The 12,201-nt window shown below is 40.3% G+C and carries 9 protein-coding genes; 8 read left to right on the forward strand and 1 reads right to left on the reverse strand.

Annotation, left to right across the window (positions count from 1 at the left end; translation table 11 throughout):
• Position 1: 1 nt before the first annotated feature.
• The 6 genes from C3K47_RS05080 to C3K47_RS05105 all read left to right on the forward strand — a co-directional run bounded on the left by C3K47_RS05080 (position 2) and on the right by C3K47_RS05105 (position 8,405).
• Positions 2–1,324 carry a glucoamylase family protein gene (locus C3K47_RS05080; protein ID WP_114324628.1) on the forward strand — a complete coding sequence of 441 codons (1,323 nt, stop codon included), beginning with the start codon at positions 2–4 and terminating at the stop codon, positions 1,322–1,324.
• A 7-nt stretch (positions 1,325–1,331) separates the two neighbouring features.
• Positions 1,332–3,089 carry a family 43 glycosylhydrolase gene (locus tag C3K47_RS05085; protein WP_103788034.1) on the forward strand — a complete coding sequence of 586 codons (1,758 nt, stop codon included), beginning with the start codon at positions 1,332–1,334 and terminating at the stop codon, positions 3,087–3,089.
• Between the two features lie 23 nt (positions 3,090–3,112).
• Positions 3,113–5,407, forward strand: a complete 2,295-nt coding sequence (gene bglX / locus C3K47_RS05090) for a beta-glucosidase BglX (protein WP_103788035.1) — start codon at positions 3,113–3,115, stop codon at positions 5,405–5,407.
• Between the two features lie 199 nt (positions 5,408–5,606).
• Positions 5,607–6,197, forward strand: coding sequence for a dihydrofolate reductase family protein (locus C3K47_RS05095; RefSeq protein ID WP_103788036.1), 591 nt, complete (start codon positions 5,607–5,609; stop codon positions 6,195–6,197).
• A 124-nt stretch (positions 6,198–6,321) separates the two neighbouring features.
• The gene (locus tag C3K47_RS05100) at positions 6,322–6,777 is read left to right on the forward strand and encodes a DUF4348 domain-containing protein (protein WP_103788037.1); all 456 of its coding nucleotides are present in this window, start codon (positions 6,322–6,324) and stop codon (positions 6,775–6,777) included.
• A 170-nt stretch (positions 6,778–6,947) separates the two neighbouring features.
• Positions 6,948–8,405 (forward strand): serine hydrolase domain-containing protein, encoded by a 1,458-nt coding sequence (locus C3K47_RS05105; RefSeq protein WP_103788038.1) that lies wholly within the window; start codon positions 6,948–6,950, stop codon positions 8,403–8,405.
• A gap of 183 nt (positions 8,406–8,588) precedes the next feature.
• Here C3K47_RS05105 and C3K47_RS05110 read toward each other — a convergent pair whose 3' ends face one another.
• Positions 8,589–10,433 (reverse strand): arylsulfatase, encoded by a 1,845-nt coding sequence (locus tag C3K47_RS05110; protein ID WP_103788039.1) that lies wholly within the window; start codon positions 10,431–10,433, stop codon positions 8,589–8,591.
• Between the two features lie 466 nt (positions 10,434–10,899).
• Here C3K47_RS05110 and C3K47_RS05115 point away from each other — a divergent pair, with 466 nt between their 5' ends.
• Both C3K47_RS05115 and C3K47_RS19785 read left to right on the forward strand, forming a co-directional pair.
• Positions 10,900–11,457, forward strand: a complete 558-nt coding sequence (locus C3K47_RS05115) for a fasciclin domain-containing protein (RefSeq protein WP_103788040.1) — start codon at positions 10,900–10,902, stop codon at positions 11,455–11,457.
• Between the two features lie 505 nt (positions 11,458–11,962).
• Positions 11,963–12,106: a sigma factor-like helix-turn-helix DNA-binding protein gene (locus C3K47_RS19785; RefSeq protein WP_103788042.1), complete on the forward strand. Its 144-nt coding sequence runs from the start codon at positions 11,963–11,965 to the stop codon at positions 12,104–12,106.
• The last annotated feature ends 95 nt before the right edge of the window (positions 12,107–12,201 follow it).

Genomic DNA, 12,201 nt, shown 5'->3' on the forward strand with positions numbered 1-12,201 from the left:
CTTGAAAAAGCTACTCATAATATTGATCCTGTTTTCTTTTTCAACCGCTCAGGCACAAAAAAGTCAGTCGAAAAGTACTCAACTAACCGACGATCAGCTGTTGGATAAAGTTCAGCAACAAACCTTCAAATACTTTTGGGATTTTGCTCATCCGGTGAGCGGCATGGCTCGAGAGCGGAGCAATACCTCGTTTGATTATGGAGCCGAAGTTGTCACTACCGGAGGCACTGGTTTTGGAGTGATGGCTCTCATTGTGGCTACTGAAAGAGGATGGATCGCTCGTGATACCGCTGCAAGGCATATGCTGAAAATGCTGAAGTTTTTGGCAAAGGCCAATTCATTTCATGGAGTTTTTCCGCATTGGATGAATGGCGAAACAGGTAAGGTTATTCCTTTTGGCCGTAAAGACGACGGAGGTGATTTAGTGGAAACTTCCTTTTTGTTTCAAGGTTTGCTTTGTGTACGTCAGTATTTTAATGGTAAAGACAAGGTGGAATCTGAGTTACGGAACCGAATAAACTGGCTTTGGAACGAGATTGAGTGGGACTGGTTTACCCGAGGAGGCGAAGAAGTGTTGTACTGGCACTGGAGCCCAAATAATGGTTGGGCCATGAACTTTCCGTTAAGAGGATACAATGAAACACTGATCACCTATGTGCTGGCAGCTTCGGCCGATCGTTATCCGGTTTCGGCGGCGGTTTATCATCAGGGCTTTGCTCAAAGTAATTTTTTCAAAAACGGTAAAACTTTCTACAATATTAAACTTCCTTTAGGTTTCGACTATGGTGGTCCATTATTCTTTGCGCACTACTCGTTTCTTGGGCTCGATCCTCGTGGTTTAAAAGATAAATACGCTGATTACTGGGAACAGAATAAGAATCATACGTTGATCAATCGTGCCTATTGCCTTGCTAATCCGAAGAAATTTAAAGGCTATGGTGAAAACTGTTGGGGCTTAACCGCCAGCGATAATCATTTAGGGTATGGTGCTCAATCGCCCACCGAAGATCTGGGCGTAATTACACCTACAGGGGCATTGTCATCCTTTCCTTATACGCCCGAATATTCAATGAAAGCACTCAAGCATTTTTATTATGATTTAGGCGATAAAATTTGGGGTGATTATGGCTTTGTCGACGCATTTAACGAAACCGAAAACTGGTATGCCAAGTCCTACCTGGCAATAGATGAAGGGCCAATAGTAGTGATGATTGAAAATCATCGTACCGGTTTACTCTGGAAACTGTTCATGAGCTGTCCTGAAGTACAACGTGGACTTAAAAAACTGGGCTTTGAAAGTCCTGCATTAAAACCAACCAACTAAACTAAATATGAAGAACCTAAAGACATACCTGATATTGTGGCTGTTGATGCAGGTAGCAGGTATTTCAGTGGCTCAGCAAAAGCAAAAAACCTATTGTAATCCACTAAACATTGATTACGGTTATACGCCCATTCCAAACTTTGCCGAAGCGGGCCGTCATAGGGCAACTGCTGATCCGGTTATAGTACGGTACAAAGGTGATTACTACCTGTTTTCTACTAATCAATGGGGCTATTGGTGGAGTAGTGATATGCTAAACTGGAAATTTATCTCTAAATCATTCCTTCGCCCTGAGCATAAAGTATATGATGATCTGTGCGCCCCGGCAGTTTGGGTGCAGGGAGATACTTTGCTGGTTTTCGGATCAACTTATACTTCCAATTTTCCAATTTGGATGAGCACCAATCCTAAAGCCAATGATTGGAAAGAAGCGGTGCACAATTTTGAAATTGGCGGCTGGGATCCCGGTTTCTTTATCGATGAAGACCAGAAGCTGTACATGTATAATGGCAGCAGTAATCGTTATCCATTGTATGGTATTGAGTTAAACAGAAAGACTTTTCAGCCTATTGGAACCCGTAAGGAAATGTACCTGCTCGAACCCTGGAAATATGGCTGGCAGCGTTTCGGAGAGTACCTCGATGACACCTTTTTAGATCCGTTTATTGAAGGAGCCTGGATGACCAAGCACAATGGTAAATACTACCTGCAATATGGAGCACCCGGAACTGAATTTAGCGGTTATGCCGATGGGGTAGTGGTAGGAACCGGTCCTTTAGGGCCTTTTACGCCTCAGCCTATGCCATTTAGCTATAAACCAGGCGGTTTTGCAAGAGGAGCCGGACATGGAGCAACCTTTCAGGATGCTTGGGATAACTACTGGCACGTGTCGACCATTGTGCTTTCTGTTAAAAATAATTTCGAACGCCGAATTGGCATTTGGCCTGCCGGTTTTGATAAGGATGATGTTATGTACATGGATGCCGCATTCGGCGATTATCCAACTTATTTGCCAACAGCAAAAGCCGATCATCTGAAAAGTAGTTTTACCGGCTGGATGCTGCTTAATTATAATAAACCGGTGGTGGTTTCTTCTTCACTGGCTGCTTATTCAGCCAATTATGCGGTTGATGAAAATCTGAAAACCTACTGGAGTGCCAAAACCGCCAACAAGGGTGAATGGATTCAATCCGATTTAGGCGAGGTTTCAACGGTAAGAGCCATTCAAATTAACTATGGCGATCAGGATGTTGATTCATCATTCCTGGGTAAAAAACAAGGGACCTATCATCAATATAAGATCTATCAATCGAACGATGGAAAAAGCTGGAGTCTTTTAGTTGATAAAAGCGCCAACAAAACAGATGTGCCTCATGAATATGTGGAGCTGGAAAAGCCTGTGCAAACACGCTTTATTAAACTAGAAAATATACACATGCCAACAGGCAAGTTTGCCATTAGCGGTTTGCGGGTTTTTGGCAATGGAAATGGCGTTAAACCCAATCCTGTTAAGGGCTTTATCGTGCTTAGAACCGAAAAGGATAAGCGTAGCGCATGGCTTAAATGGCAGCTGGTTGAAAATGCCTATGCCTATAATATTTATGTAGGAACAGCCCCTGATAAACTGTACAACTGTATTATGGTGCATAGTGCCAGTGAGTATTATTTCAAAGGGATGGACAAGGATCTTCCTTATTATTTCACAATTGAGGCGATCAACGAAAACGGTGTGTCGGCAAGAACACCGGTAATGGAGGTTAAATAGTTTACCTAAAGGATTAAAAACATATGAAAAAAACGATTGGGTTATTGATTGGTTTTACCTGCTGTTTTTTTGTTGCCCATGCGCAGCAAAAACCTTCGCAGGATAAAACAAAAAGCATGGATGCTTTTATCACCAGCCTTATGTCGAAAATGACATTAGACGAAAAAATAGGCCAGCTTAATTTGGTGACACCCGGAGGAGGAATTTTAACCGGAGCAGTAGTAAGCCAGGGCGTTGAAGATAATATTGTGAAAGGTAATGTCGGCGGCATGTTTGGTATTATCGGAACCGAGAAAATTCGCAAGGCACAGGAACTGGCGGTGAATAAATCACGGTTAAAAATACCGATGCTGTTTGGCTCTGATGTTATCCACGGATATAAAACCACTTTCCCTATTCCTTTGGGATTGTCAGCTTCCTGGAATTTGGATTTGATAGAAAGAAGCGCACAAATAGCAGGCAGGGAGGCGTCGGCCGATGGTTTGAACTGGGTGTTTTCTCCCATGGTTGATATTGCCCGCGATCCTCGTTGGGGACGTATAGCCGAAAGTTCGGGCGAAGATCCTTACCTGGGTTCATTAATTGCAAAAGCGATGGTAAAAGGTTACCAGGGCGATAATACCTATGCCGGTAATGATAAACTGATGGCTTGCGTAAAGCATTTTGCCTTGTATGGAGCTGCTGAAGCAGGCCGCGATTACAATGCCGTAGATATGAGTCACCAGAAAATGTATGAGTTCTATTTTCCTCCTTACAAAGCTGCAGTGGAAGCAGGAGTGGGTTCAGTAATGTCTTCGTTCAATGAGGTGGATGGAGTGCCTGCAACTGGTAATAAATGGCTTTTAACCGATGTCTTGCGCAAGCAATGGGGCTTTAAAGGAATGGTAACTTCTGATTATACTTCGGTTAACGAAATGATTGCGCATGGCATGGGAAACTTGCAGGAAGTATCGGCATTGGCGGTAAAAGCTGGAATGGATATGGATATGGTGGGAGAGGGTTTTCTTACCACTTTGAAAAAATCGGTTAATGAAGGTAAGGTTTCTGTAGCGGATATTAACCTTTCGTGCCGCCGTATTTTGGAAGCTAAGTATAAACTGGGGCTATTTACCGATCCTTATAAATTTATCGACGAGCAGCGCTCCGTAAAAGAAGTTTTAAATCCCCAGTTAAGAAACTTCGCCTGTGAAGCCGCCATTAAATCATTTGTACTCCTGAAAAATAAAAATCAGGTGTTGCCTTTGAAAAAGACAGGAACCATTGCTTTAATTGGTCCTTTAGCTGATAGTAAACGAAACATGTTGGGTACTTGGGCTGTTTCGGGCGACTGGCAAACCTCTGTTACAGTTGTTGAGGGCTTGAAAAATGTAGTTGGAGATAAGGCCAAAGTGTTATATGCCAAAGGTGCTAATATTAGCAACGATACAGGATTTGCACATCGTGTAAATACTTTCGGTGTTGAAATTGAGATCGATAAGCGTTCGCCTCAGCAAATGCTCGAAGAGGCATTGTCTATTGCTAAACAGGCGGATGTAATTGTGGCCGCCGTTGGTGAAGCCGCCGATATGAGCGGTGAAGCCGCCAGCCGCACTTCAATTGATATTCCTGAAAGTCAGCGGGAACTTTTAGCAGCATTGGTAAAAACCGGCAAACCGGTGGTGCTGGTGTTGTTCAATGGTCGTCCGTTAAGTTTGAGTTGGGAGAATGAAAACGTAGATGCCATTTTGGATGTTTGGTTTGGAGGGCATGAGGCGGGTAATGCCATTGCCGACGTGTTGTTTGGGGATTATAATCCATCGGGAAGGCTTACTGCTACTTTCCCTCGTAATGTTGGCCAGGTTCCTATTTATTATAATCATAAAATCACCGGTCGCCCATATGATGTTAATAATCGGTTCACCTCTAAATATTTAGATCTGTCGGATAATTCACCTTTATATCCATTTGGATATGGGTTGAGCTATACAACGTTTAGTTACGGAGATCTCAAAATTGACAAAACAAGCATCAGAAAGGGGGAATCAATAAAGGTGAAAGTAGATGTAAAGAATACCGGTAATTATGATGGGGTCGAAACCGTCCAGCTATACATTCAGGATTTGGTAGCATCTATTGCTCCGGTTTCAAAGAAATTAAAAGGATTTCAACAAATAAGTCTGAAAAAGGGAGAAAGCAAAACCGTTGAGTTTACCATTACTGAACAAGATCTTCGGTTTTATAATGCTGCCTTGCAATATGTTTCGGAGCCTGGCGAATTTAAAGTTTTTGTTGGGACACACTCCAGAGATGTGAAAGAAGCTGGTTTTTCACTGAAATAGTAGAACTAGATAGATACCCCAATTACTACAGCAGTGGGAATTGGTTGATTAAATTGGTTGTGGGGGCTGCTCGAAGAGGGCAGTCTCTTTTTTGTTGAACAGGTAAATAAGAATTAGAAAAGACCCCTATGATTGTCGCATTCACCTTCCATAAAACAAACTTAAATAGCGAAATTTATAATTGAGGAGGTAAACTACTATGAGAAAAATAACAGTTTTGTCAATGATTACCTTAGATGGTGTAATGCAAGCACCCGGAGGTCCTGAAGAAGATCCTTCAGCTAGTTTTGAATATGGTGGTTGGGTTGCACCTTATTACGACCAAGATGCCGATAAGGCGATGGAAAAACTACTGAAACCTGCGGATCTTCTTTTGGGCAGGAAAACGTTTGATATTTGGGAAGGCTATTGGCCGCAGCATGCTAATGGTTGGCCTGGTATCAATGAGGTCACAAAGTATGTGTTGTCAACAACCAGAAAAACATCCGATTGGAACAACTCTGTTTTTCTCCACAGTTTGTCAGATATTGAAAAACTCAAAAGCTCAGGTGATGCTGATATCCATGTTTGGGGGAGCAGTGTACTCATTCAACTACTCCTTAAGCATGACCTGGTTGAAGAACTCTGGCTCATGATCTATCCCTTGACACTTGGTAAAGGGAAAAAGCTTTTTAACGGTAGCGCAATCCCCGCAGCATTTACATTAACAGAAAGTATTGTCACATCAAGCGGTGTTATCATGGCCAATTACAAACGGGCCGGAGAAGTTAAGACAGGTACAATGGGATAAGAAAGTATATTTTCATAGGTACAATAATCTTTCTGCTCTATATCAGTCTTGTTAATTAAGGTCTGCTGTTTTATTATTTTTTATCAGACTTTTTGTAATTTTTATCTACATAATATCTTTGGATATGAAAAAATGCCTGATCCTTACCTTGTTTTCTATTTTATTGGTTAGCTGTAATTACTTTAATTCTAATAAAAATGGTGGCAACTTTACTCAAACTTCGATTCCCAAAGAAGTCGACTCCGATTTCAAACTCTTTTTAAAATACTTTAATCAGGATTCAGTATTTCAGGTTAGTAGAGTTGTTTTTCCGTTCAGAGAGCGATCAGCTGATCCAGATCAACAATTTGATTTAATAGAAAAGAAGATTAGTCGGGCTGAGTATCAAAAAATGGATTTTACTTATGATGAATCAAGTGCCAATAAACAGTACGACAGTTACAGGCAACATATTCGGATTAAAGGAAATAAAGCGGTGATTGAATACAGAGGAGTAGAGAACGGTATTTTCATTGATTGTTACTTTGAAAAACGTAATGGTAAATGGATGTTTGTTGAAATGGTGGACTCATCTACCTAATAATATCAATTGGCTAATAGGTCTAAATTGGAATCAGTCAATTGTTAGCTAAATAGGGTTCCTCCTTCGCCTTTGCAAGGAAATCGAAATTTTGTTTACCGTCTTCGATTCAAAACTTCCCTAACAATTAAGAATATTTGTAGTTTCGCTAAACAACCATAACGATCTACATGAAACGATTTTTTATTCTCTTCTTTTTACAAATCATTATCACATCGGGTTATGCTCAAAACCTGCCATTAGCAAGCCCTGAGTCGGTGGGCATTTCATCACAAGCCATTTTAAATTTTGTTGAAGCAGTTGAGAAACAGCGACCAAATGAGCTGCATAGCTTTATGCTGATTCGTCACGGAAAAGTGGCTGCACAAGGATGGTGGAATCCGTACAATCCGGAAAGTCCGCACATGCTATTTTCATTAAGTAAAAGTTTTACTTCTACAGCTATAGGCATTGCTCAGTCTGAAGGATTATTAAACATTAACGATCCGATTATTTCATTTTTTCCTAATGAAACCCCAAAAGATCCCTCAAACAATTTAAAGGAAATGAGGATTCGCGATTTGTTAAAGATGAGTACAGGGCATAAAGAGGACGCGACAGACCGTATGTTTAAAGATACATTGAGTTGGGTTCGTGGTTTTTTATCACTTCCTGTAGAATTTAAACCGGGAACTCACTTTGTGTATAACAGTGCCGGAACGTTCATGCTATCTGCCATTATTCAAAAAGTTTCGGGTAAAACCTTGTTGGAATATTTGACTCCTCGCTTGTTTGCTCCATTGGGCATTGAGCATCCTACCTGGGAGAAATCACCTGATGGAATTGATATTGGCGGTTGGGGATTAAAAGTGCGCACTCAAGACATTGCCAATTTTGGACAGCTGTATTTGCAAAAAGGAATGTGGAATGGAAAACAACTCATTCCTACAACATGGGTTGCCGAAGCTACTTCATTTCAGGCCTCTAACGGCAGCAATCCTAACAGTGATTGGGATCAGGGCTATGGCTACCAGTTTTGGCGCTGTCGACATAATTTGTACCGCGGAGATGGTGCTTTTGGACAATATTGCATTGTTTTCCCGGAGCAAGATGCCGTGCTTGCCATAACTTCGGGTACAAAAGACATGGGTGCTATTATGAATCTCGTTTGGGAGCATCTCTTACCTGCTTTGAAAGAATCGAGTTTACCCGAGAATAAAGAGACTCAAACTGCTTTGCAGTCGAAACTGAGTAAATTGTCACTTTCGGAAGTAAAAGGCGAAGCCAGTTCACCAATAAGCAAATCAGTTTCTGAAAAACCATATACGATGGCTCCAAATGGTGAGCATATTACCAGTATCAGGTTTAACCTAAAATCAAAAACACCATCTGTAACTATTTTCAAAGGTGACAAATCCTCAACTCTTTCGTTGGGGTATAATTCTTTTGCAAAAGGAGACAGCCTCCCAATGGAGTCCTCTTATGCATGGACAGCGCCAGATACGTTGGAAATAAAAACCTATGCTTATGAAACTCCTTTTAATTACACCTACACTGTTGTCTTTAAAAAGGAAAAGGTTTTTATAACTCAAGTTACCAATGTGGGTAATGGTTCCGATACTCCTTTGAAATTGGAAGGAGAAAAATAATACCCAATGCTCCTGTTCTCGAAAGTCTTACAAAATGAGAATTTCGTTTTCAATAAATCAATAGATTCTGTATTGAAAATCAAAAGATCCTAGCCCTTTAAAACACCAAACGCCTTGCAAACCAGCAAGGCGTTTGGTGTTCAAAAGGAACGTTAAGTTGTCACGCTGAGCGCAGCCTAAGTGTTACTTTTTAGGAGCAGTTTCAGTTTGTTGTTGTGATTGACTGTAAGCTTTTAATATTCTGTTAGACACATCATCCCAATTTATCAAAGGGTAGATGTTGTATTTTACAGCTTGCTGATCAAACAAAGCTTTAAGCTCTTCTAGTTTTTGAGGGTACTTTTTAGCAAGGTCAATGCGTTCGTTAAAGTCCTCATTTAGATTATAAAGCTGCCAGGTATTATTGGTTTTATCAGCCACACTAAAGTCATTCAATAAACCATTGGTTATAGATGGTTTAAAGGCATAGGCCGCTTTCCAGCCATCTTTATACATACCTATAGAACCAAAAATATAATAGTATTGTGTGGTATGCTTCGAAATTGCTTTAGCATTGTCAAATGATTCATACAGTGATGAGCCGGTAATTGGTTCTTGTTTGATTCCTTTGATTTCTGAAGGTGCTTTAATTCCTGTAATATCAAGAGTGGTTGGCAAAATATCGCTTACATGTGAATATTGATTGCGGATTCCACCTTTTTCTTTGATTCCATTTGGATAAAACACAATTAAAGGATTATGGGTCCCGCCTTCGCTGTGCGCATCTTGTTTCCAATATTTAAAAGGCGTGTTCGCTGCCTGCGCCCATCCAAGTGGATAATTAGCCTCAGTTCCAGCAGGCAATCCTATATCGTCAATTTTGGCGAGGTTGTATCTAATGTTTTCAGCTTCTGTATATGGTTTTGCAAACAACTGACGGTCAACATCACCATTAAGCGTGCCCTCTTTACTGGCTCCGTTATCACCCAAAATTAAAACAATTACTGTGTTTTCTAATTGTTTCGAAGCTTTAAGGTAATCTACTAAACGTTTGATCTCATGATCGGTGTAAGTGAAATATCCTGCATAAACCTCCATAAAACGGGTATATAGTTTCTTTTCATCAGCCGATAGGGTGTTCCAAGCCTTAATATTCGGGTTGCGTTCGGGCAATACGGCATTTTGTGGAATTACACCAAGTTTCTTTTGATTGGCAAATACCCGTTCTCTGTAAATGTCCCATCCTTCATCAAATTTGCCTTTGTATAAATCGCTCCATTCTTTCGACACTTGGTGAGGGGCATGTGTTGCTCCCGGTGCATAATACAGGAAGAACGGTTTATCAGGTGCAGCAGCTTGTTGCCGTTGAAGATAGAATAAAGCTTTGTCGGTAATGAGCTCATTTAAATGTCTTCCATCTGGAGTGATTTTGGCGTTATCTTCGGCTAAGTCGGGCTTATATTGGTCGGTTTGCGATCCAAGGAAACCATAAAAATGCTCAAAACCTTTAGCGCTTGGCCAATGATCATAGGGACCGGCGCTGTTGTTTTCCTCATCAGGGGTTAAACCATATTTACCTACGGCAAATGTGTTATAGCCGTTTTCTTTCAGTACTTCAGCAACAGTTCCTGTACTTGAAGGAATTCTGCCATCCCAACCCGGAAATCCTGCTGAAAGAATTTGATGAGCAAATCCGCCCATGTGTGCAGCATGTTGATTGCGACCGGTCAATAAAGAGGCGCGGGTAGGAGCGCAGATAGCGGTTGTGTGAAAATTGGTATATCGTAAGCCATTGTTTGCAAGGCTATCAATAGTTGGTGTATTGACCAAGCCTCCAAATGATGAGCTGGCACCATAGCCAACATCATCAAGTAAGATCCAAATCACATTTGGAGCACCCTTGGGAGCCTTGGCTGTTTGCGGCCAGCTTTCGGTCGATTCAGACAAGGTTTTGCCTACCTTTCCTTTAAATTCCGGATTAGTTTGAGCCTGTGATTGCCAGGCAAGCAATAGGCTCAATGCGCTTAAGTAAATGTTTTTTCTTCTCATGGTGAGTTTAAATATGTTCTACATTAGTTACTGTACTAACAAACATAAGAAAATAATTTACATAAACTACATAGTCTATAGGATTTATAGTTTAATACTTTGGAAGAATTGAAACCAGCAAACCGGGAAAAAATGCCTTCATAACATTGGGAGTTATTGGCGGATTATACAATGGTGTTGAACTTCATTTTAACTATTCTATTAGTATTCCTTCAGTTATGCTGTAGGTCTCTTAATCTTACAAATGAAGGAAGTTTACTGTGGCCTGTGATCAAATTTAATCCGTACTGTTTAAAAATCCGGGTAACGAATATTGAAAAGGAAGGTTTATTTGTAACTAAGAGTTTATTTATTACCAACCTTAAATTTTTGCTAAAATATTCCATGCTTCAATTCCTGAAAACATGATTTTCATCATAAATCGTTAGTAACTATTAAGATAGTTTTGGTGAAAACTAATTTCACAATGAAAAAAACTTTCTTATTAATTACCATTGCTGCAGGCATGATTGCCTGTGATGCTCCCCAAAAACAAGCAGGAAATAGCACTGAAAGTACAGCTCCAACCGAATCAGTTGGGCAGTCGGGAGTAGTGGATGAAACCTCTCGACCTAACATTGTACAAACGGCTGTAAAAAGCAAAGATCACACTACGCTGGTGGCAGCAGTTAAAGCAGCCGGATTGGTGGATGCTTTAAGCAATGCTGGTCCATTTACCGTTTTTGCACCTGTAAATGCAGCGTTTGATGCTTTGCCTAAAGGTACAGTTGACGAATTGTTGAAACCTGAAAAGAAAAGCGATTTAAGTAATATTCTTGAGTATCATACTTATGTTGGTTCTTTAGGTACTACCATATTGCAGGATGGACAGGAGTTTGAACAGGTAAATGGACAAAAAGTGAAAATTAGCAAGCATGGAGATAAGATCATGGTGAATGATGCCGAAATATTGGCAACAATTTCCACTTCAAATGGTATCATACACGTAATCAACAAAGTATTGCTGCCTCCGGCTAAAAAATAGATTAGGTTTCCTGATAATCATAGTTACAACAAATAGATCATAGCCATGAATGCATTTCATGGCTATTGCTTTTTACCTCATCTTATTTTTCGAAAGAATGCACTGTTTGAATTTTTTTCTTTTTTAACCGAATATTTAGTTTTAGCGCTTTCATCCTGATTTCCATTCCAAAGTACCATGTCTTTATTTGAAGATAATTTTAAAACATTATTTCATCAGCATTTTAAACGGCTTAGTCAGTTTTCGTTCTCGTTTGTGAAAGATGAAGATGTGACAAAAAGACATTGTTTAGAAGTTTTTTTTAAGCTTTGGAATTTACCTGATACCAGCAAAATCGATGCGCATTTGCTTATGAATACAAGGCGGTAAAAAATCAGAGTTTAAACTACCTCAAAACCAAAGAAACCCTTAATAAATACCAGGATCAGTTACCGGAAGATTCCTTTTCTTTTGATCCTTTTCTTGAGCAGGCCGCCCTTGACCCAAAAGAGCAGGTGTAGTAAAGCTGTTAGCTGCTATTGATAAACTTCCCGAAAAGCGCCGAAAAATATTCTTAATGAGCAATATCGAGGGGTTGAAATACGCCGAAATAGCTGATCAGCTGAATGTTTCAGTGAATACAGTAAAGACACAGATCAAGCTTGCCTGACAATTTTTAAGAGCCGAATGTAATTTGGGGGGCCATTTAATCCCAATGATGATGAAGTATTCAAATCGGAAAATGAAGTATAATGTGATTTATTT

The sequence above is a fragment of the Solitalea longa genome, assembly GCF_002920915.1.
In the GTDB taxonomy this organism is placed as follows: Bacteria; Bacteroidota; Bacteroidia; order Sphingobacteriales; family Sphingobacteriaceae; genus Solitalea; species Solitalea longa.